Origin of the sequence: Streptosporangium sp. H16 (genome assembly GCF_051918855.1) — a bacterium.
In the GTDB taxonomy this organism is placed as follows: Bacteria; Actinomycetota; Actinomycetes; order Streptosporangiales; family Streptosporangiaceae; genus Streptosporangium.
Genome location: NZ_JBPXMD010000047.1, coordinates 1 through 18,665, shown reverse-complemented (window position 1 = coordinate 18,665; position 18,665 = coordinate 1). Strand labels below are relative to the sequence as shown.

General features: G+C 71.8%; 24 protein-coding genes. 7 read left to right on the top strand and 17 right to left on the bottom strand.

Annotation, left to right across the window (positions count from 1 at the left end; all coding sequences use genetic code 11):
• Positions 1-12 precede the first annotated feature (12 nt).
• From kdpF to ACTOQ2_RS39895, 4 genes are all read right to left on the bottom strand, one after another.
• Positions 13-102, bottom strand: coding sequence for a K(+)-transporting ATPase subunit F (gene kdpF / locus ACTOQ2_RS39910; RefSeq protein WP_344745511.1), 90 nt, complete (start codon positions 100-102; stop codon positions 13-15).
• Between the two features lie 298 nt (positions 103-400).
• On the bottom strand, positions 401-619 hold the full coding sequence (locus ACTOQ2_RS39905; protein WP_440106598.1) for a hypothetical protein: 219 nt from the start codon (positions 617-619) through the stop codon (positions 401-403).
• Positions 620-798: 179 nt separating this feature from the next.
• A complete protein-coding gene (locus tag ACTOQ2_RS39900) occupies positions 799-1,122 on the bottom strand; it encodes an ArsR/SmtB family transcription factor (RefSeq protein ID WP_440106596.1) in 324 nt (107 codons plus the stop codon).
• Positions 1,115-1,552 (bottom strand): SRPBCC domain-containing protein, encoded by a 438-nt coding sequence (locus ACTOQ2_RS39895; protein WP_440106594.1) that lies wholly within the window; start codon positions 1,550-1,552, stop codon positions 1,115-1,117. Before ACTOQ2_RS39895 ends, ACTOQ2_RS39900 begins: the two co-directional genes overlap by 8 nt.
• 107 nt (positions 1,553-1,659) lie before the next feature.
• Between ACTOQ2_RS39895 and ACTOQ2_RS39890 the strand changes: the two genes are divergently transcribed.
• A complete protein-coding gene (locus ACTOQ2_RS39890) occupies positions 1,660-1,896 on the top strand; it encodes a hypothetical protein (protein ID WP_440106592.1) in 237 nt (78 codons plus the stop codon).
• Between the two features lie 33 nt (positions 1,897-1,929).
• Entirely contained in the window at positions 1,930-2,319 is a 390-nt protein-coding gene (locus ACTOQ2_RS39885; RefSeq protein ID WP_440106590.1) for a hypothetical protein, read from the top strand.
• A 167-nt stretch (positions 2,320-2,486) separates the two neighbouring features.
• On the opposite strand, the gene ACTOQ2_RS39880 is transcribed toward ACTOQ2_RS39885, so the two are convergent.
• Positions 2,487-2,852, bottom strand: coding sequence for a GntR family transcriptional regulator (locus ACTOQ2_RS39880; RefSeq protein WP_440106588.1), 366 nt, complete (start codon positions 2,850-2,852; stop codon positions 2,487-2,489).
• Positions 2,852-3,871: a hypothetical protein gene (locus ACTOQ2_RS39875; RefSeq protein ID WP_440106586.1), complete on the bottom strand. Its 1,020-nt coding sequence runs from the start codon at positions 3,869-3,871 to the stop codon at positions 2,852-2,854. Before ACTOQ2_RS39875 ends, ACTOQ2_RS39880 begins: the two co-directional genes overlap by 1 nt.
• A 579-nt stretch (positions 3,872-4,450) precedes the next feature.
• Between ACTOQ2_RS39875 and ACTOQ2_RS39870 the strand changes: the two genes are divergently transcribed.
• On the top strand, positions 4,451-5,980 hold the full coding sequence (locus tag ACTOQ2_RS39870; RefSeq protein ID WP_440106584.1) for a carboxylesterase/lipase family protein: 1,530 nt from the start codon (positions 4,451-4,453) through the stop codon (positions 5,978-5,980).
• Between the two features lie 171 nt (positions 5,981-6,151).
• On the opposite strand, the gene ACTOQ2_RS39865 is transcribed toward ACTOQ2_RS39870, so the two are convergent.
• Positions 6,152-6,547 (bottom strand): nuclear transport factor 2 family protein, encoded by a 396-nt coding sequence (locus tag ACTOQ2_RS39865; protein ID WP_440106582.1) that lies wholly within the window; start codon positions 6,545-6,547, stop codon positions 6,152-6,154.
• A 58-nt stretch (positions 6,548-6,605) separates the two neighbouring features.
• Here ACTOQ2_RS39865 and ACTOQ2_RS39860 point away from each other — a divergent pair, with 58 nt between their 5' ends.
• From ACTOQ2_RS39860 to ACTOQ2_RS39850, 3 genes are all read left to right on the top strand, one after another.
• Complete coding sequence (locus ACTOQ2_RS39860) at positions 6,606-7,202, top strand: CGNR zinc finger domain-containing protein (protein WP_440106580.1); 597 nt, start codon at positions 6,606-6,608, stop codon at positions 7,200-7,202.
• A gap of 26 nt (positions 7,203-7,228) precedes the next feature.
• Positions 7,229-8,314, top strand: coding sequence for a Gfo/Idh/MocA family protein (locus ACTOQ2_RS39855; RefSeq protein WP_440106577.1), 1,086 nt, complete (start codon positions 7,229-7,231; stop codon positions 8,312-8,314).
• Between the two features lie 183 nt (positions 8,315-8,497).
• Positions 8,498-8,821, top strand: coding sequence for a chorismate mutase (locus tag ACTOQ2_RS39850; RefSeq protein WP_440106575.1), 324 nt, complete (start codon positions 8,498-8,500; stop codon positions 8,819-8,821).
• Between the two features lie 193 nt (positions 8,822-9,014).
• Here ACTOQ2_RS39850 and ACTOQ2_RS39845 read toward each other — a convergent pair whose 3' ends face one another.
• Together ACTOQ2_RS39845 and ACTOQ2_RS39840 are read right to left on the bottom strand one after the other, a co-directional pair.
• Entirely contained in the window at positions 9,015-9,728 is a 714-nt protein-coding gene (locus ACTOQ2_RS39845) for an SDR family NAD(P)-dependent oxidoreductase (protein WP_440106573.1), read from the bottom strand.
• A gap of 122 nt (positions 9,729-9,850) precedes the next feature.
• The gene (locus ACTOQ2_RS39840) at positions 9,851-10,213 is read right to left on the bottom strand and encodes a YybH family protein (RefSeq protein ID WP_440106572.1); all 363 of its coding nucleotides are present in this window, start codon (positions 10,211-10,213) and stop codon (positions 9,851-9,853) included.
• 67 nt (positions 10,214-10,280) lie between these two features.
• Between ACTOQ2_RS39840 and ACTOQ2_RS39835 the strand changes: the two genes are divergently transcribed.
• On the top strand, positions 10,281-10,898 hold the full coding sequence (locus ACTOQ2_RS39835) for a TetR/AcrR family transcriptional regulator (protein ID WP_440106570.1): 618 nt from the start codon (positions 10,281-10,283) through the stop codon (positions 10,896-10,898).
• A 169-nt stretch (positions 10,899-11,067) separates the two neighbouring features.
• Here the strand turns inward: ACTOQ2_RS39835 and ACTOQ2_RS39830 are convergent, their stop codons facing one another.
• From ACTOQ2_RS39830 to ACTOQ2_RS39795, 8 genes are all read right to left on the bottom strand, one after another.
• On the bottom strand, positions 11,068-12,444 hold the full coding sequence (locus ACTOQ2_RS39830) for a nucleotide pyrophosphatase/phosphodiesterase family protein (protein ID WP_440106568.1): 1,377 nt from the start codon (positions 12,442-12,444) through the stop codon (positions 11,068-11,070).
• Positions 12,441-13,568 (bottom strand): metabolite traffic protein EboE, encoded by a 1,128-nt coding sequence (eboE, locus tag ACTOQ2_RS39825; RefSeq protein WP_440106567.1) that lies wholly within the window; start codon positions 13,566-13,568, stop codon positions 12,441-12,443. Before eboE ends, ACTOQ2_RS39830 begins: the two co-directional genes overlap by 4 nt.
• On the bottom strand, positions 13,568-14,422 hold the full coding sequence (locus tag ACTOQ2_RS39820) for a TatD family hydrolase (RefSeq protein WP_440070222.1): 855 nt from the start codon (positions 14,420-14,422) through the stop codon (positions 13,568-13,570). The genes eboE and ACTOQ2_RS39820 overlap by 1 nt, the downstream gene beginning before the upstream one ends.
• Positions 14,422-15,057, bottom strand: coding sequence for an EboA domain-containing protein (locus ACTOQ2_RS39815; RefSeq protein WP_440106565.1), 636 nt, complete (start codon positions 15,055-15,057; stop codon positions 14,422-14,424). Before ACTOQ2_RS39815 ends, ACTOQ2_RS39820 begins: the two co-directional genes overlap by 1 nt.
• The gene (locus ACTOQ2_RS39810; RefSeq protein ID WP_440106564.1) at positions 15,054-15,956 is read right to left on the bottom strand and encodes a sugar phosphate isomerase/epimerase family protein; all 903 of its coding nucleotides are present in this window, start codon (positions 15,954-15,956) and stop codon (positions 15,054-15,056) included. Before ACTOQ2_RS39810 ends, ACTOQ2_RS39815 begins: the two co-directional genes overlap by 4 nt.
• Positions 15,953-16,846, bottom strand: coding sequence for an SCO3242 family prenyltransferase (locus tag ACTOQ2_RS39805; RefSeq protein ID WP_440106563.1), 894 nt, complete (start codon positions 16,844-16,846; stop codon positions 15,953-15,955). Before ACTOQ2_RS39805 ends, ACTOQ2_RS39810 begins: the two co-directional genes overlap by 4 nt.
• The gene (locus ACTOQ2_RS39800; protein WP_440106560.1) at positions 16,846-17,994 is read right to left on the bottom strand and encodes an inositol-3-phosphate synthase; all 1,149 of its coding nucleotides are present in this window, start codon (positions 17,992-17,994) and stop codon (positions 16,846-16,848) included. The genes ACTOQ2_RS39805 and ACTOQ2_RS39800 overlap by 1 nt, the downstream gene beginning before the upstream one ends.
• 449 nt (positions 17,995-18,443) lie before the next feature.
• Positions 18,444-18,665 (bottom strand): sugar phosphate isomerase/epimerase family protein (locus ACTOQ2_RS39795; protein ID WP_440106558.1); only part of this gene is annotated, 222 nt, incomplete at its 5' end.

Sequence of the window (18,665 nt, the reverse complement as noted above, 5' to 3'; positions counted from 1 at the left end):
AGCGCTCCCTCATCAGAAACGCTCCGGGAAGAGCAGGGCCGCGACCATGAAGATCACCAAACCGGCGACCACGACGAGACCGACGGCGTTGACGGCGCTCACAACCGTTCCACCGCCCTGACGACCAGCCCGAGGATCACGAAAACCGCGACCGTCAGGGCGACGAAGATGACGTCTGCCATCCCCACTCCTCGAATCCGGGGTTCACTCGCCACCGCCCGACGGGCGGGGCATACGTAAGGAAACCGCCGTTTTTCGCACTTACTGCGCGTCTTGACGGGTCCCATACGCCCCGGCCCCGAGGCTTGACGCCTCCCCTACGCGAGACCCGGACGACCCCGGACCGGATCCCGTACGGCCTTGCGGCAGCCGTACGGGATCCGGTCCGGGGCGCGAGCGGTCACGACGCCGGCGCGGTGGTGTCCGCCCGGCGCGGCTTCACACAGCCCGGCTCGACCCGGTCGGCGAGGCGGCGCAGCGCCACCGCGGTCAGCCGGCGCACCGCGGCGCCGCGCCGCCGCCGCGGGCGCTCGGGCACCACGGGCGCGTTCGGACGGGCGGACAGCACGTGACGTCTGGTCGCCTTGTCAGCCAAGATCATCGCGACTGGGTCGAACATCGGACACTCCCTTCGGACGGGGTCGGCCGGGACCCGGACGACGAGTTCGGCGGGCAGAACGGCCAGGCACTGCGCGAGGCCGGCCGGCGAGATCACGCGGAAACCGGTCGGCCGGGCGCCCGGCCTCACCGCGACCGGCCGGGCCCCGGTCCTTGCTTCAACCGGCCGGGCGCCGCCCCCTACTTCAACCGGTCCTGCAGGGCGGCCAGCGGACCGTCCCAGTCGCGGGCGAGCACGGCGAGGAACTGCTGCGCCACCTTCATCGGCGCGGAGTCCACCCGGTAGCGGACCCGGCGCCGCTCCCCCGGCTCGGCCACCACCAGCCCCGCCTCGGCCAGCAGGGCGAGATGCTTGGCGATGGCCTGCCGGGTGATCGGCAGCTGGGCGGCCAGATCCGTCGCGGTGGCCGGCCCCCCGGCCGCGAGCGCGGCGAGGATCTCCCGCCGACTCGGATCGGCCAGGGCGGTGAAGACCTCCTGCGCCACCGCCTCCAGGTCAGCCATGTCCGTCGAGGTACGCGACCAGCTCGCCCAGCTCGTTCGTCCAGCCCTTGGTGTTGCCTGAGTAGGCCGCCTTGTGGGCTTCGGCGTCCGGCAGCTGCGCGAACCCGCTCTCGACCATGGTCAGCGTGGTGCCGGCGCCGGCGGGCTCCAGCGTGAACTCCACGTAGGTGCGTCGCGGATCGCCGTCGGGGAGGCCGGCGACCGGCCAGGTGTAGCCGAAGACGCGCGGCGGCTCGAGGCGCTCGATGGTGAGGGTGGCGGTGTCGCCGCTGTCCCAGACGAGCTTGGCCTCGCCGCCGACGCGCAGGTCGACCTCGGCACGGTTCCCGAACCAGGTGCCCAGGCCCTCGGCGGTGGTCAGCGCCGCCCAGACCCGCTCCGGCGAGTGAGCCAGCTGGACCGTGCGCTCGATGCGATCGGGGAATGTCATGTCCGCCTCCATGTAGCAACCAGTTGGTTGCTACTGAATATATGGCAATCAACTGGTTGCGTCAACAGGGCTGTTCTTGACCGCTCGATTTCGTGAGACTGCCAGCTATGACCTCCCTGGACGAACACGACTCCGCCGATCGTGTTCATCGGCTGGCGCATGTCCGCTGGATCGCCGGGGGCACCGGCGCCGGCAAGAGCACGCTCGTCCGGATCCTGGCCGAGCGGCATGACGTACTCGTGTATGACGGCGATCTGGCCGAACGCCGCTACGTCCGGCGATGCACTCCGCAGCGACAGCCCCGCCTGCGGGCATTGTCGCGAACACCCCTGGAACGCAGATAGGCGGACCGCACACCCGAGGAGGCCTTCCGGTCCATGCCCAGCCTGCACGGCGAGACATTCGGATTCGTCGTCGAAGACCTGCTCACCTTGCCCGCCGACCGCCCCGTGCTCGTCGACGACTTCCGCACCCTGCCCGCGCACGTCGCACCATTGCTGGCGTGGCGCGGGCAAGCCGTGTTCCTGCTGCCCACACCCGAGTTCCGCGGCCACGCGCTGGGCACCCGATTCGCCGACCCCGCCCGAGCACGGGCCAACTGGGGGAACAGTGATCACTCCGGCGCACTGGCGAAGCGACTGGCCCGTGACGAACTCTGGGATGAAGAGGTACGACGCCAGGCTCTCGGGCTGGGCCTGCCGGTCCTGGATGTCGACGGCTCCCAGGACGCCGCCCGGCTGGCGAACTGGCCGCGATGTTCCTGCTGACCGGGAACCGGTCGCACACGCCCGGCCGGACTCCGGGGAACCACCATGGGAACCGCTCAGATGGGCGATCCCGAACCGAGACGGACGGGTTCGAGGCCGGACCTCGATAAGCGGCCGACGGCCGGCTGGATGGCGGCGATGACTCGCGGATCGGATCCGCCCTCCGATCAGTCTCGCATGGCGAGAAGCGCCTTCCGTGCCGCGGCGAGCGCCTCCTCCTCGGAGGCTCCGGCGCGCAGAGCGGCCTGGGCGAACTCCTCGGCCGCCGCCGCGAGCCGGAGGCGGAACTGGTCGGCCGCGCCGGTGATGACGGCCGCCCGGCCCCGGCGTAACTCCACCAGCCCCTCGTCGCGCAACTGCTGGTAGCCCCGCAGCACGGTGTGCAGGTTGATGCCGAGGGTGGCTGCCACGTTGCGCGCGGAGGGGAGCCGATCTCCGGGGGCGGCCATGCCGTTGGCCAGCGCGGCACGTACGGAGCCCGCCACCTGGTCGGCGAGCGACTGTGCCGAGGAGGGGTCAACCGTGATCAGCACTACGCCGTCCCCGTCTGTCGTTCTCTGCTCAGCCATCCGTTGACCAGCGCGGCCGCCGTCTCCGCTTCGCGCGTGGAGTAGACGAACCAGCGGCCGTCACTGAGCGACAGGGCGAGCACCGGCCCCTTCCCTCCGACGACGCCCCAGCCCGCCGTCCCGTCGTCCAGCTTGTACCGCCCGGGGGGAGCCTCGCTCCTGACCTCGGCGAACCGCACCATCTGGTACGGCACCGTCCGGCTCAGAGGAGGCAGCCAGGGGAGTTTCACCGTGACTCCCGAGCCGTCGATCTGCAGGTGGGTACGCGCCTGTACCGCCTCGAAGACCGTACACGCCGCCAGTATCACCGTACCCTGCCACGCGTTGGAACCGTTGAACACGGTCCACACGGTGACCACGGCCAGCACCGCGGCGATCAGCAGCCTGCGCGCCGACCAGGTGGAGGTCACGAACATGGCGCGCTGCACCGGGCCGAGCGCCATGGTGGGCGCGTGCGGCGGTGGCACGGCGGTGACCACGGGCGCCGATGGCAGCGGACCCGCCGCCACCCAGCCCAGGACGATCGCCCCCGCGGTGGCGACGATCTCCACCGCCAGGTGCCAGGCGGGCCGGGCCACGGCGCTCGGGGCGCCCGGGGCGCCGGCCAGCGTCAGCAGCCACAGCGCGCCGGACACCGGGACGGCCACGCCGATGAGGAAGCCGCCCACCACCAGAACCCGCTGAGCCTGAGGTAAGCGCCAGTAGCGCAGGAACGAAAGGAAGAACAGCACTTCGAACCACACCACCACGGCCCAGAGTGGCTGCGAGAGCCAGTCTTGCCAGGTCGCCGTACGCCTGGTGTCGATGGCCCAGTTCTGGATGTGCACACGGTCGGGAAGGAGCTCGCCGTACAGGGTGACCAGGACCATCGGTACGACCAGGAGGAACAGCGGGCCGACGATCGTCAGGGCCAGGCGGCGGAGCCTGCCCGGCGCCGCATGGTCGGGATAACGCGGCAACGCGGAAGACAGGGGGATGAACACGGCACACCTCCAACTGTTTGCGTTCGAATATAACAATACAAACAGTCTCCTGGAAGGTACCGGAATACCTCCCAAGCCGGACCGACTTCCGGTTCCACGTGATGTGATCACACATGTGCGCCGGGTGGCTCCACCGGGCCGACCCGCGACGCAGATGGCGCGGAGATCATGTTCAAGGCCGGAAGCCGGTGAGCGCTCCGGCGCTCGCCGGCACTCACCAGCAACGGACATCCCAACCTCCGCCGTCGTGACCGTTGTCCTGGATCTCGACGATGACCCGCTGACGACCACCGTCTTCCAACGGGGAAGGCTGTGACCGGGACAGCGTCCACACATTGATCTCAAGCGGCCTGTTCCCTTCAACAGGTTCGATCTTCGCTGCCTGGTAGTGCTTCAGCGTCTCCGCTGCCGACCTGTACGTGTGCGGGAATCGGCGCGGGAGGGATCGTTTCCGGAAAGCGTTCAAGATTAATTCAACGCGGCTTTTCAGGCTCATGCGGGCCGCGTCCTAAATGCTTTGCCCGCGGATGGCGCGCGCTGGGATGCTCGACCGAGCCGGCACGGGGAGGAAACCGCGAAATGGCCGTCACCGCATCGAGCAAGTCGTCCGAGTCCGAGCCGGAGGTCCGCACGGCGGCCGGCGTCCTGCGCGGCGGCCGGGAGGCGGGCCTGGCGGTCTTCCGCGGCGTCCCGTTCGCCGAGCCGCCGGTCGGCCCCCTCCGCTTCGCCGCGCCGCAACCGGTGCGCGGCTGGGACGGTGTGCGCCCGGCGGTCGCGTACGGCCCGCCACCCCCGCAGTCCGGCGTGCTCGGGGTGTCCCGGGACACCGCCGGCGACGACTGGCTGACGCTCAACGTCTGGACACCGGAACCGGATCCGGCGGCAGGGCTCCCGGTGATGGTGTGGATCCCCGGCGGCGGTTACGCCATGGGCGACTCCAGCCTCCCGGAATACGACGCCGGGCACCTGGCCGGGAGCGGAACCGTGGTCGTGACCCTCAACTACCGTCTCGGGGTCGAGGGGTTCGCGCAGATCGGCGGAGCCCCGGCCAACCGGGGGCTGCTCGACCAGGTCGCGGCCCTGCGGTGGGTGCGGGACAACATCCGGGGGTTCGGCGGCGATCCGGACCGGGTCACGATCTTCGGCCAGTCGGCGGGTGGCGGATCGGTCGCCGCGCTGCTCGCCATGCCGCGCGCCGCAGGGCTCTTCCACCGGGCGGTCGCGCAGAGCGTGCCGGGGACGTTCTTCTCCCCCGAGCTCGCCGCCGACATCGCCGCCGCCTGCGCCGCCGAGCTGGGGGTACGGCCCACGGTGTCCGGCCTGTCGGCGGTGGCCCCGGACCGGCTGCCCGCCGCGGGCGACGCGGTCTTCGCCAAGACGGTCCAGTGGCGGGAGCGCTGGGGGCAGATCACACACCGGCCGATCCCGTTCGCACCGGTCGTCGACGGTGACGTCCTGCCGGCGGCCCCCTGGCAGGCGCTGGCCGACGGCGCCGCCCGGGACGTCGGGCTTCTCGTCGGGCACACCCGTGACGAGCACCGGTTGTTCAGCCTGATCGACGGCGTGCTCGGCCAGGTCACGCACGAGCAGGCCGAGACCGCCCTGCGCATGCTCGCCCCCGGCCCTGACGGCGCGCGCCGATACCGGCGGGCGTTCCCGGCCGCGTCCGACGAGGAGCTGTACGAGCTGGTCAACGCGGACTGGTTGTTCCGCATGCCGAGCCTCCACCTCGCCGACGCGCAGATCGCCGGCGGCGGCCGGGCCCACCTCTACGAGCTGACCTGGCCCGCCCCGGGATTGGGCGGTGCCCTCGGCGCCTGCCACGGCCTGGACGTGCCGCTCGTCTTCGGCAACCTGAGCAGCGGACAGCCCGCCATGCTGATCGGCGACCAGCCCTCCCCGGTGGCGGAGGAGCTGTCCGCGCGGATCCGCGGGGCGTGGACGGCGTTCGCCGCCCACGGCGACCCGGGCTGGCCCCTGTACGACGCCGGCCACCGCCTCGCACAGCTCTTCGACACGCCGTCGACGGTGGCCGCCTACCCGGAGGAGACCTCGCGGCTGCTGTGGCAGGACCACACCTTCCCGGCGCTCCCGCTGCTCGCGCGGTGAATCTGGAGCGGTGTGGGCGATTCGCCCACACCGCCGGAGAAATCCACCTTGGCGAATATCCTTATTTCGGAGGATTGCCATTTACGACATGAATGGCATCTGAAGCGGCACGCTACCGAAAACCGCTCGTGGAGCCGCGTCACCTCGATGATCACCTGACCGGGACGCGCCTCACCCGGCGGGCGCCGGGGTGATCTGGAACAGGGCGGCCTTCCACTCGCCGTCGCGGCGGGTCAGCACGGTGGTGGCGAAGATTCTCATGGTCTGCTTGTCCGTGCCGTTGACTAGCACGTCGATCTCCACGGTGGCGGTGTGGGTCGCGCCGCCGTCGTTCAGCACGGTCACCCGGTGGTCGCTCAGGTCCGTGCGCGTGTACGGGTTGCGGTTCTCGGCGAACCCCTTCAGGATCGCCTCCCGGTCGTCCACGATCCCCCACTGCGACACGCTCAGCGGCGCCTCGGTGAGGAAGCGGTCGTAGAACTCCGCGTCGCCGTTCCTGTTGGCCTCCCAGGCCCGCTCAGACAGTTCGATCAGCTCACGCTCGGCCTGCTCACGCTCAGGGCTCATCGTCACGCTCCCTCTCGTTGACACTGGTTTAACCGGTGTCAAGTGTTACACTCGATCCATGACCCTGGCAACCGGTATGGAGCTCACCCCGCTCGACGGGCAGCGCTTCAGGTTCGACGCCGGCACGCTGTGCCTGGAGCTTCTCGTCACCGGAGGCGAGGGGGAGCTCTCGAAATGGGAGCGGCTCCACACGCCCGGCGACCTCGCCGCCTGGATCCCGCACTCCAGGGCGGGGCTCGGAAACCTCGTCCAGGTCTCCCCCGGCGACCTCGCCGCCGCCCTCCGCCTGCGCGCCGCCGTCCAACGGCTCGCCGCGACCGCCGCCACGGGCTCGCGCGCCTTCTCCGAGGCCGATCTCGCCACGCTGAACGAGGCCGCCGCCGCGCCGCCGCCCGTCCCGGTCATCGGCCCCGCCCTGGATCGCGGCTGGGCCTCCCCCGTGACCGGGGCGCAGTTCCTCTCCGCGGTGGCCCGCGACGCCGTCGAGGTGTTCGGCGGCCCTGCCCTCGACCGGATCAGGATGTGCGGGGGCGAGCGCTGCTACCTGCTCTTCCTCGACACCTCCCGCCCCGGGGCGCGGCGCTGGTGCTCGATGGACCGCTGCGGCAACCGCCACAAGCTCCGCACCCGCCGCGACCGCCACCCGACGGGCTGACAACGCCCCCCTTTCAAGGAAGTGTGATGACCTCACAGTCAGCAGGACGTTTCGGCCTGGTCGGCAGCGGATGGCGTTCGGAGTTCTTCGTCCGCCTGGCCAGGCAGTTGCCCGGGCGGTTGTCGGTGTCCGGCGTGGTGACCAGGTCGCGGGAGCGCGGCGCCGAGGTCGAGGCCGCCTGGGGCGTGCCGGCGTTCCGCTCCGTCGGGGAGATGCTCGCCGCCGAACGTCCCGAGTTCGTCATTCCCTCGGTGCCGTGGCCGGTCACCCCGGAGGTGACGAAGGAACTGGTGGGGTTCGGCGTGCCGGTGCTGGCGGAGACGCCCCCGGCGGCCGACCTGGACGGGCTGCGCGACCTGTGGTCGGCCGTCGGATCCAGCGGCCTGGTGCAGGTCGCCGAGCAGTACTCGTACATGCCGGGACACGCGGCGAGGCTCGCGCTCGTCCGCGAGGGGATCATCGGGCAGGTGACCTCCGCGCAGATCTCCTCGACGCACCTGTACCACGCCGTGTCCCTGATCCGGCACCTGCTCGGGGCCGGTTTCGGGGAGACCACGGTGACGGCGCGCTCGTTCACCGCCCCGCTGGCCGACCCGCTGTCCAGGGACGGCTGGACGGGTGACTCCACGCCGAAGGAGGCGGCCACCACGATCGCCACCCTGGAGTTCGCCGAGGGGATGGGGCTCTACGACTTCACCGACAACCAGTGGTGGAACCCGCTGCGCGCCCGGCGCGTCGTCGTCCGGGGATCGCTGGGAGAGATCGTGGACGACAGCGTGGTGCGCCTGGCCGACCCGAGGACTCCGGTGGAGTCGCGGCTCATGCGGCGCCAGACCGGGATCGACCTGAACCTGGAGGGCCGCGAGCTGGACCACATCAGCTTCGACGGGCGCGTGGTCTACCGCAACGACCATCGGGGCGCGCACTTCTCCGAGGACGATCTGGCCGTCGTCTCGCTCCTGTGCCGGATGACGTCCTGGTGCCGGGGTGAGGCCCCGGAGCCCTACTCCCTGGCCGACGGCTGCCAGGACCACCTGATCGGCCTGGCGATCGAGGAGTCCCTGCGCACCGGCGCCGATGTGACCACCGGCCGCGAGGCCTGGGCGCGGTAGCCCTCGCGGACACGGCCCGGCGGCCCGGTCACGGTCCCGCCGCGCCCGCGGGTGTAATCTTCACCGGTCACCCGATTGGCCCGGCCGGCGTGGTCGCGCCCGCCGGGAGACCTCCGGCCCGCCGAGGCCCGTCGAGGCGGGACGACAGACTCCACCACCGACCCGAGCGGAGGCGAGAAGCGAATGGACGACCAGTCTCTCGAGGACGACCGGCACGACGCCGATCCGACCCTCGCCCGCCTTCGAGATCTTCGCGACAGCATCGACAACATCGACGCGGCACTGGTCCACCTCCTCGCGGAGCGCTTCAAGTGCACCAGACAGGTGGGTGAGCTGAAAGCCGCCCACCGGCTCCCCCCGGCCGATCCCGTGAGGGAGGCGGCGCAGATCGAACGGCTCCAGGCGCTCGCCGCGCAGGCGAAGCTCGATCCGGAGTTCGCCAGGAAGTTCCTGCGCTTCATCATCGAAGAGGTGATCCGTCACCACGAGCTGGCCGCCCGCGCCTGACGGGTGCGCCACCCCGCTCGCCGCCGTCCCAAAGCCGCCGACCCGCGCGCCGCGGCACCAAAAGCCGTCCCAGAGCCGCCGCCCCAGAAGCCGTCCCAAAACCCCGGCCCCAAAACCCCGGCCCCAGAGGCGCGGGCCGGGAACAGCCCTCCCAGAGAGGCCCCCACCCCCGCCGGGGTCTCGCCGGAAGAGGTCAGTGACCGGCGCTCTGGCCACCGTCGACGTGCAGGATCTCGCCCGTCACGAACGGCGCGTTCTCCAGGTAGACCACGGCGTCGACGACGTCGGGGATCTCGCCCAGGCGGCCGACCGGGTGCAGGGTGGCCAGGGCCTCGTGCGTCTCCGGCGCGTGCATCGGGGTCCGGATGACGCCCGGCGACACCGCGTTGACCCGCAGGCCGCGGCCGGCGTACTCGACCGCGAGCGACTTCGTGGCCGACTGCAGGCCGCCCTTGGTGAGCGAGGCGAGCACCGACGGCACGTTGGAGTTGGCGTGGTCGACCAGGCTGGTGGTGATGCTGACGATGTGGCCGCCGCCATGGGCCAGCAGGTGCGGGACGGCCCGCCGGGTGACCTGGAAGAACGCGGTCAGGTTCACGCCGAGGTAGATCGCGAGGTCGTCGTCGGTGTAGTCGGTGAACGGCTTGGCGATGAAGATCCCGGCGTTGTTGACCACGGCGTCGAGACGGCCGAACTTCCCGATCGCGGCGTCGACGACCTTCTCCGCGGTGCCGGGGTCGGCGATGTCGCCCCGGACGGCGAGGATCTCCGGGTCCTCGGGCTGCGCGATGAAGCGCGACGTCGCGACGACGGCGTAACCCAGCCGGCGGTACGCGGCGACCAGGCCGGCGCCGATGCCCTGGGAGGCCCCGGTGATGATCGCGACCTTCTGCTCCTGCGTGTTCATATGATGACTCCTTACTAGCCGACTGGTCTACTATTTCAACGTAGACGACCGGTCTAGTATTCGTCAAACCTGGGAGGCGGCGGAGACCCGGCCCCGGAACCGGGCCTCCGCGGGCGCGCCGGCTACCGATCGAGGACGCGCGAGACGTGGTAGTGCCGGATGCGCCACGTGTCACCCTCACGCACCAAAACCAGGGAGAGGTTCACCGGCACATCGCCTTCGTCGCCACCACGGAACGTCACGGCGGCGAAGCCGCCCGCCGCCGTCTCGCCGAGCGAGTAGGTGTGCAGGATCCTCGCCTCGGCCGTGCGGCCGGGCGGGACGGCCGCGTAGTAGGCGCGTACGGCCTCCCTGCCGGACGCCGGTTCCGGGAGGAAGCCCAGGAACAACGCGTCATCGGTGAACAGCTCGGCCATCGCGTCCGGCCGGTGGCCGTCGAACGCGGCCTTCCATCGCTCCAGGATCACAGGCATCGGATGACTCATGATTACCCTCCGTTTATAGACGACCGGTCTAGTGGAAAACATAGACGACCGGTCGTACACTTGTCATATGGGACGGACCAGTGACGCCAGGGAAAAGATCCTCACCACCGCTCAGCGGCTGATCGAGCTGAACGGGTATTCCGCACTCGGGGTGGCGGAGATCTGCAAGGCCGCCGGCGTCCCGAAAGGCAGCTTCTACTACTTCTTCGAGTCCAAGGAAGCCCTGGTCCTGGCCGTCATCGACGAGGAGTGGACCGAGGAGCGCGACAGCTGGAAGGTGATCCTCGACGGCGACGGCGCCCCCCTGGAGCGGCTGCGGCGACTGTTCGAGGCGACCGCGGCCGAGCAGCGCGCCGGGAAGGAGTCGTGCGGCACCGTCTCCGGCTGCATGTTCGGCAACCTCACGCTGGAGCTGAGCAACCGGACCGAGCCGATCCGCGTCCGCCTGCAGGAGGTCTTCGACGCCCAGGTCGACATGGTGCGAGCCGTCGTCGAGGAGGCGCGCGAGCGCCGCGAGGTCACCGTGGCCGACAGCGCCGCGGCCGCCCGGGCCGTGGTCGCGCAGCTCGAGGGCCAGGTGCTCTTCGCGAAGCTGTACAACGACACCCAGGGCCTCGACACCATGTGGGCCAACTGCCTGGCCCTGCTGGGCGCCCACCTGCCGGAGCAGGCGACCGCCGCCTAGGACGGCGCCCTCGGCGCCCTCGGCACGAGGAGACCGGCGACCGGGATGCGCGGCCGCGCGCCGTCGGGAGAACGTGCGACCCGTCCGGAAGGCGTGCGAGGAGAAGGTGGAGAGCGCCGCCCGCCCGGGGGGTGAAAGGCACAGGCGGGCGGCGCCGTTGAGGAGCCGCTCAGCGCAGGGACAGCTGGAGCAGCAGGTCCTTCACCTCGGTGGCGGCGATCCGGTCGCTGGCCACGGACGGGTCGGAGCACAGCAGCACCGGCCCGTCGAGGGGGTTGTCGGGCAGGCGGCCGTGCGAGCCCCGGATGGCGCGGGCGCCCGCGTCGAGGCCGACGACGTTCATCGTGTAGCGCATGCCGGTCTTCTTGCGCAGCAGCGCCACGGCGGCCCTGCGCTTGGCCGCGCCGGGGGCGGCGGGGTCGAAGAACAGCTCGGCGGGGTCGTAGCCGGGCTTGCGGTGGATCTCGACCAGGTTGGCGAAGTCGGGACGCCGGGCGTCGTCGAGCCAGTAGTAGTAGGTGAACCAGGCGTCCGGCTCGGCGACGAGGACCAGCTCCCCCGCGCGGGAGTGCGCCAGCCCGTTTCTGGCCTTGCCCTCCTCGTCGAGCACCTCGGCGACCCCGGGCAGACCCGCGCAGAGCTTGGCGACGGCCGGGATGTCGGCGGGGTCGGCGACGTAGACGTGGGCCACCTGGTGGTCGGCGACGGCGAACGCGCGGGAGGTCCAGGGGTCGAGATACTCCATGCCGTCCTGGGTGTAGACCTCCAGCAGCCCTTCGGTCCGCAGCAGCCGGTTGATGTCGACCGGGCGGGAGACGTCGGTGATCCCGTACTCCGACAGGGCCACCACGGTGGTCCCGCGCGCGGCGGCGGCGTCCAGCAGGGGGGCCAGCACGGTGTCGAGCTCGGAGGCGGCGGCGGCCGAGCGCGGGTCGGACGGGCCGAACCTCTGCAGGTCGTAGTCCAGGTGCGGCACGTACGCCAGGGTGAGATCCGGGTCGTGGTCCTTCATGATCTGCTCGGTGGCGCGGCAGATCCAGGTGGACGAGGCGATTCCCGCGCCCGGGCCCCAGTAGGTGAACAGCGGGAAGGCGCCCAGCTTGCCGGTGAGCTCGTCGTGCAGCTCCGGCGGGTAGGTGTAGCAGTCGGGGTCCTTGCGCCCGTCGGCGCGGTAGATGGGCCGGGGGGTGACCGTCCAGTCGACGTCGGCGCCCATCGCGTACCACCAGCACACGTTGGCCACGGTGAAACCGGGCCGCTCGCGCCGGGCGGCGTGCCACAGCTTGTCCCCGCCGACCAGCGCGTTGTGCTGGCGCCACAGGAAGACCTCGCCGAGCTCGCGGAAGTACCAGCCGTTGCCGACGACGCCGTGCTCGGTGGGCGCGACGCCGGTGAGGAAGGTCGACTGGGCCGAGCAGGTGACTGCGGGCAGCACGGTGCCGAGCTCGGCCTGGAAGCCGCCGTCGGCGACGGCGCGCAGCCTGGGCATGTGCGCCAGCAGTCTCGGGGTGAGCCCCACCACGTCGAGGACCAGCAACGATGTCATGCTTTCACTCCCAGATCGCGCATCTCTGCGCGGGCGAAGTCCAGCTCGTCGGCGATGCCCGCGGCGAGCTGCTCGGGGGTCTGCGGGCGCAGCGCGGGTGGCAGCACGCCCCAGGTGTAGGTCTCCACGTCGAAGTGGTCGCAGAGCGGCTCGGGGCCGCCGACCAGCTCCGCGAGGGCCTCGCGGAGCACCGGCACGGTGGTGCCGAGCGGCGCCTGCGGTGCGACGTGCAGCGGTACGTGGTAGTGAACCCGCCACGGTCCTGGCAGCTTCCGCTCGAACGCCTCGTCGAGGTCGTCGGCGTCGTCGCCGGCCGCGTTGCGGGTCTGGTGCAGGAAGCGCGGCTCGACGTACTCGCGCAGGGTCTCCGGGTCGTCGCTCTCCAGGGCCGCGGAGACCTGCACCTTGACGATGGGCAGGCCCGCCTCGGCGTACTGGCGCAGCGCGTCGGCGGGCCGCTCCCAGGCGCAAGCCAGGTGGGCGAGGTCCAGGCAGATGCCGAGCCGGTCGGTGTCGACGCCGGACAGGGCACGTACGGCCTGCCCGGTGGTCTCCACCACGCAGCCGGGCTCGGGTTCGAACGCCACCCGGATGACGCGGCCGGTGGCGGACTCGACGGCGGCGAGCCCGGTGGCGAGCTCGTCGAGCCTGCTCATGGCGAGGCCGGCCATGTCCTCGTCCCAGGGGTCGCGCCAGGCCAGCGGGAGCGTGGAGATCGACCCCCTGGCGGCGTCGTCCGGCAGGAGGGCGGCCAGGATGTTCGCCAGGTCGAGGGTGTAGGTGAGCCGTTCGGAGGTGGTCCAGTCGGGGTGGTAGACCGCGTGCTTGACCACCGGGTCCTGGAACGAGCGGTAGGGGAAGCCGTTGAGCGTCACGACCTCCAGCTCCCGCGCGTCCAGCTCGCGGCGGAACCCGGCCAGCAGCGCGGGGTCGGCGGCGAGCGCGGCGGCGACGGGCGCGGCCAGCCAGAGCCCGAGCCCGAGCGTCTCGGCGCCGAGGCGGGCGCGGACCGGCACCGCGTACGTGTCGAGCTGCTCGACGATGCCGTCGAGGTCCTCGGCCGGGTGCACGTTGGTGCAGTAGCTGAGGTGCAACGTCCGTCCGCCGGGGTGACGCAGCCGCATCAAGACCCTCCGCGCTTGATGGAACTGCCCTCGAACGTGGCCTCCCGCGCCCCGGCGACCTCGGACAGGTCCAGGCGTCCCGACTGGCCGTAGAACTCCACCGGGTTGCGCCACAGCACCCGGTCGACGTCGTCCTCGCTGAACCCGGCCTCCAGCATCGCCCTGCCGGTCTCCAGGGTGAGCAGCGGGTCGGACACGCCCCAGTCGGCGGCGGAGTTGACCAGCACCCGCTCCAGGCCGTGCTCGCGCAGGATCTCCACCATGCGGGGCGGCGACATCTTGGTCTCGGGGTAGATGGAGAAGCCCATCCAGCAGCCCGAGTCGTGCACGATGCCCGCAGTGACCTCGTTGAGGTGGTCGACGGCGACCCGTCCGGGCGCGATGCCGGACGAGGCGACGACGTCGAGGGTGCGCTGTGTGCCCCTGGCCTTGTCGCGGTGCGGGGTGTGCACGAGCGCGGGCAGCTCGTGGTCGACGGCCATCGCGAGCTGCCGTTCGAAGGCGTCGTCCTCGGCGGGGGTCATCGAGTCGTAGCCGATCTCGCCCACCGCGACGACGCGGTCCTTCTCCAGGTAGCGCGGGAGCAGGTCGAGCACGGGCCGGCAGCGCGGGTCCCCGGCCTCCTTGGGGTTCAGCGCGATGGTGGCATGGTGCAGGATGCCGAACTGCCCCGCACGGTACGGCTCCCAGCCGATCAGCGAGTCGAAGTAGTCGGTGAACGAGCCGGGGTTGGTGCGCGGCTGGCCCAGCCAGAAGGCGGGTTCCACGACGGCGAGCACCCCGGCGGCGGCCATCCTGGCGTAGTCGTCGGTGGTGCGCGACGTCATGTGGATGTGCGGGTCGAAGATCCGCATCAGGCCTCCTTCTCGCTGGTCGGACGGTCGGACTTCTCACTGGTCAGGCGGCCGAGCAGTGCGGTCGCGTCGTCGGGGGTGTGGCGCCCGGCCGCGGTTCGCTCCTCGGCGAACGCGGCCAGCATCCCGGCCAGTTCGGCGTCGGCCCGCTCCTCCAGCCGGTCCACGGCGGCGAGCGGCACGCCCATGAACACGCACTTGAGCACCGCCTGCCGCCACATGGTCTGGTCGAGGTGGCGGGCGTACGGGCCGAGGGCGGCGGCCACCAGGCGGGTGTCGTTGGTGCGGATCGCGTCGTGCAGGAGCGGTACCGCCTCCGCGCCGAGGGGCAGCAGCGGCAGGGCCTTGAGCACGGCGCGCTTCTCGTCGGCGTCGCCGTACCGGTAGAGGTCGGCGACCTGCCCGGCCACCGCGTCCGGCGGGAGCGCGGCGAGCAGGACGGCCCTCGCCGCCTCGTCGGCGGTCCAGCCGGGTGCGTCCGGCAGCGGTGCCCGTCCGGCGCGCCGTCCCGCGGAGGCGAAGTGCCGCGTGACGCTCTCGGGCTTGGCGGCGACGCTTTCGCGCGCGCCGGCGAGCCACTCCTGGTCGAGCGCCTTCAGCAGGCCGTCCGTCTGGATGCTCGGTCGTGGGGTCATGCGTTCGTCCCTTCTGCGGCGGCCGCACGCAGGAAGTCCAGGGATCGGGCGGCCACCTGCGGCGCGGCGTGCGAGTGGCGGGGCAGCTCGACCGCGACGAGGCCCCGGTAGCCGCAGCCGGTCAGGGCGCGCAGCACGGGAGGGAAGTCGATCTCCCCCTCGCCGAACTCCAGGTGCTCGTGCACGCCGCGGCGCATGTCGTCGATCTGCACGTTGACCAGGTGTTCGGCGACGGCCCTGACGCAGTCGGGGACCGGGTCGGGTTCGAGGCAGCGGCAGTGGCCGATGTCCAGCGTGATACCGAACCCCGGCGGTTCGCCGAGCTCGGCGTGGAGCTTGCGCCATCCGGCGATCGTCTCGACGAGCATGCCGGGCTCGGGTTCGAAGCCCAGCGGCACGCCGGCGGCCCCGGCCGTCTCGGCGAGCCGGGCGCAGCCGTCGACGAGCCTGGCCCAGGCCGTGGCCTCGTCGACCGCCTCCGGGCGCACTCCCGCCCAGAACGACACCGCCTCGGCTCCCAGGTCGGCGCCTATGGCGACCGCCCGGTTCAGGAAGTCCAGGCGCGTCTCGCGCTCGTCGTGCAGCAGCGCGGGGGCGTGCTTGTGCCACGGGTCCAGCAGGTAGCGGGCCCCGGTCTCGACCACCACGCCGAGCCCGAGGTCGCGCAGCAGGTCGGCCGTGGCCGCGACCCTGCCCGCCAGCCCTTCCTCGTACGGGTCCAGGTGGTCGTGGTCGAGCGTGAGGGCGACCCCCTGGTAGCCGAGGTCGGCGATGACCCGGAGCGCGTCGGCGAGCCGGTGGTTGGCGAACCCGTTGGTGCCGTAGCCGAACCTCGGCCCGGTGCCCGCGCCGGTGCCGGTGCTGGTGTCGGTGCTGATGTCGGTGCTGCCGGAGCTCACGTGGGGGACACCTTCCTCGCGAGGGCCCGCCCGAGCGGGACGGCCGCCGCGACCGCGATGCCCTCGCGGGTGGCGCCGCTGCGGGCGACGAGCGCGCCCTGCAGGGCGGGCAGCGCGACGATGCCGGTGCCGACGGCGGCCCGCAGCCGGGAGGCCGACGGCTCGGCGACCGCCTGGGCCTGGGACAGGCCGAACCTGGCGGCGTACCAGCCGGTGAGGCCCGCCTGCACGGCCCGCACCACCTGCGCCGCGCGCGCGGTCTGCGGCCGCGACGACGCCTCGCCGCGTCCCAGGGCGGTGGCCACGGCGAGCGCGACGGTACCGGCCAGGGTCGCCACCGGGAGGCTCCGGTCGGAGCCGGACACCTCGGCGCGCGACAGCGCGGTGAGCAGGTAGGTGTGGGCCGCGACGGTGAACGCCGAGGGCAGCGCCTCCGCGACGCTCCGCCCCGGGGTGGCGCCCAGCAGCACGTCGAGCCCCCGGCACAGCGCCATCGCCAGGGGGCCCGCCGCGGTGTTCTTGGCCACCAGGTCGTACGACCAGACGGCGGCGGCGAGCGGTACGGCGACCGCGAGGGCCCGGCGGCCGCCGGAGAGCCCGGCCGCCGCGAGACCGGCGGCGGTGAGCCCGGCGGCGATCCCGAGCGCCGCGCCGGGCGACACGCGGCCGGACGGGATCGGCCGCTCCGGGCGTTCCACCGCGTCCAGGTGGCGGTCGGCCCAGTCGTTGGCGGCCATCCCCGCCCAGTACAGGCAGACCGAGGAGCAGGCCAGGCCGAGGGTCCTGCCGCCGAGCACCTGCCCGGCGGCGGCCCCGGCGACGACGTCACCGGGTACGGACAGGGCGGCGGGGGCGCGCACGAGCTCCACGAGGTCGCGCAGCGACGGCATCAGACCGGCTCCTCTCCGCCGAGGGTGCCGGCGAACTCCCGGAGCACCCGCCACTGGTCGGCCAGCGCGTGCGGCACCACCCCGAGCGGGTCCTTGAAGAAGAAGGCCAGCTCGCTCAGCGGGCCGGTGCGGCCGGAGCGGTGCGCCGCCGCCGTGAGCCTCGCCAGGTCCAGGACCAGGGGCGCGGCGAGGGCGGAGTCGCAGCCGTGCCAGGTGAACTCCATGCGCATGGGCGTACCCAGGAACCCCTCGAAGGTGACAAGGTCCCAGGCGGTCTTGAAGTCGCCTATGTCCTCCACATACTCGATGCGGGTCTCGCCCTGCGGGGTGTAGCCGAGCGTCTCGCCCAGCACCCGCTGCTTGCTGGCGGCCTTGGCGGCGTTGGCGGCGGGGTCGGCGAGGTTGGCGCCGTCTCCCCCGCCGAGGAGGTTCATCCCTGACCAGGTGCGGACCCGCAGGTTGCGCTGGGCGAACATCGGGGCGAGCACCGACTTGACGAGCGTCTCGCCGGTCTTGCCGTCGTGGCCTCCGTACGGCAGCCCCAGCAGTCCGGCGAGCCGGTCCAGGGCGGGCAGCCTGGCGCCCGTCGACGGGGTGAAGTCCACGTAGGGGCAGCCCGCGCGGAAGGCGGCGTACGCCGTCAGGGCGCTGGGCGGCAGCAGGTCCCGGGAGACCGCCAGCTCGGCCTCCAGCAGCTCCAGGTCGGTGTACGCCGGATGGGGCTCGGGGGCCGGCTCGGTGGTCGAGACGTTGATGACGACGACCCGTTCCAGGCCGTGCCGCAGCCTGAACTCGGTGATGTCGGCGCTGATCAGCTCCGCGGTCGCGGCCTGGTTCTCGGCGAGCGGCACCTGCCTCAGGTTCTCCTCGACGCGGGCGAGCTCGTCGCGCAGGGCCTCGACCAGCCGGGCCGGTACGATCCCGGCTCCGGCCAGCGCGGCCGCCTTCTTCTCCAGCGGGGTCGGCACGATGTCGTGCCCGCCGAACACCAGGTCTCCCAGACCTGGCAGCCCGGCGCCGCCGAACTCGGGGAGTTCCGTGACGCAGCCCGTCGGCTGGGCGAGACCGGCGCGCACCGCGAGCGCCCCGATCACACTCGTGACGGCGACGGACCCTCGTGCTCCTACCAGCCACACTCCCGTACGCATCTGGCCTCCTATGGTGAGTCGACTCCTGGGGGATGACGGTTTTCATCCGCCCGGCCGAGGCCGGACGGCGCCGATGACATCACCATTTCGGCCATCCGGTCGGAGGGGATGTCACGGCGGGCATACGTGGTCGTTGAAACGAAGGAGACGACCCCGCGGCGGGTCGAGCCGGGAGGTCCGACCCGCTTGTGCAAGGAATCGTACGTTGTGCGGATATTACGGATATATGTCTCAGGGTCATATTTTTCCGTCAGAGCAGCTCAACTTAAGAAAATTCTGTCAGCGAGCTCAGTCAGGAATCCCGGGCCGGGACTTTCGGCCCGGGAGGTTCGCCCTGAGGGGGTCGGTTCGGGTTTCAGACCGGGTTGCCGCGCGGATTTCAGCCGGGAAGTTCGGCTGGTCTCCGCCGGGGTTTTCGGCCTGGGGGTTCGGTCCGAGGATCTGAGGGTTCAGTCCGAGGAGAAGGCGGCGTCGAAGGCGGTGGCGGGCGGGGTGATGGCGTTGAGCTTGCGGATGATGGCCAGCGCGTCGGGGGCGCCGTCGAGGCGGTCCATGCCGGCGTCCTCCCACTCGATGGAGATGGGTCCGGCATAGCCGATGGCGTTGAGGGCGCGGAAGCAGTCCTCCCAGGGCACGTCGCCGCGTCCGGTGGAGACGAAGTCCCAGCCGCG

Coding starts and splice junctions, on each gene's coding strand:
- ACTOQ2_RS39905 (WP_440106598.1), bottom strand. CDS start 619: ATGTTCGACCCAGTCGCGATGATCTTGGCTGACAAGGCGACCAGACGT.
- ACTOQ2_RS39900 (WP_440106596.1), bottom strand. CDS start 1,122: ATGGCTGACCTGGAGGCGGTGGCGCAGGAGGTCTTCACCGCCCTGGCC.
- ACTOQ2_RS39895 (WP_440106594.1), bottom strand. CDS start 1,552: ATGACATTCCCCGATCGCATCGAGCGCACGGTCCAGCTGGCTCACTCG.
- ACTOQ2_RS39890 (WP_440106592.1), top strand. CDS start 1,660: ATGACCTCCCTGGACGAACACGACTCCGCCGATCGTGTTCATCGGCTG.
- ACTOQ2_RS39885 (WP_440106590.1), top strand. CDS start 1,930: ATGCCCAGCCTGCACGGCGAGACATTCGGATTCGTCGTCGAAGACCTG.
- ACTOQ2_RS39870 (WP_440106584.1), top strand. CDS start 4,451: ATGGCCGTCACCGCATCGAGCAAGTCGTCCGAGTCCGAGCCGGAGGTC.
- ACTOQ2_RS39865 (WP_440106582.1), bottom strand. CDS start 6,547: ATGAGCCCTGAGCGTGAGCAGGCCGAGCGTGAGCTGATCGAACTGTCT.
- ACTOQ2_RS39860 (WP_440106580.1), top strand. CDS start 6,606: ATGACCCTGGCAACCGGTATGGAGCTCACCCCGCTCGACGGGCAGCGC.
- ACTOQ2_RS39855 (WP_440106577.1), top strand. CDS start 7,229: ATGACCTCACAGTCAGCAGGACGTTTCGGCCTGGTCGGCAGCGGATGG.
- ACTOQ2_RS39850 (WP_440106575.1), top strand. CDS start 8,498: ATGGACGACCAGTCTCTCGAGGACGACCGGCACGACGCCGATCCGACC.
- ACTOQ2_RS39845 (WP_440106573.1), bottom strand. CDS start 9,728: ATGAACACGCAGGAGCAGAAGGTCGCGATCATCACCGGGGCCTCCCAG.
- ACTOQ2_RS39840 (WP_440106572.1), bottom strand. CDS start 10,213: ATGAGTCATCCGATGCCTGTGATCCTGGAGCGATGGAAGGCCGCGTTC.
- ACTOQ2_RS39835 (WP_440106570.1), top strand. CDS start 10,281: ATGGGACGGACCAGTGACGCCAGGGAAAAGATCCTCACCACCGCTCAG.
- ACTOQ2_RS39830 (WP_440106568.1), bottom strand. CDS start 12,444: ATGACATCGTTGCTGGTCCTCGACGTGGTGGGGCTCACCCCGAGACTG.
- eboE (WP_440106567.1), bottom strand. CDS start 13,568: ATGCGGCTGCGTCACCCCGGCGGACGGACGTTGCACCTCAGCTACTGC.
- ACTOQ2_RS39820 (WP_440070222.1), bottom strand. CDS start 14,422: ATGCGGATCTTCGACCCGCACATCCACATGACGTCGCGCACCACCGAC.
- ACTOQ2_RS39815 (WP_440106565.1), bottom strand. CDS start 15,057: ATGACCCCACGACCGAGCATCCAGACGGACGGCCTGCTGAAGGCGCTC.
- ACTOQ2_RS39805 (WP_440106563.1), bottom strand. CDS start 16,846: ATGCCGTCGCTGCGCGACCTCGTGGAGCTCGTGCGCGCCCCCGCCGCC.
- ACTOQ2_RS39800 (WP_440106560.1), bottom strand. CDS start 17,994: ATGCGTACGGGAGTGTGGCTGGTAGGAGCACGAGGGTCCGTCGCCGTC.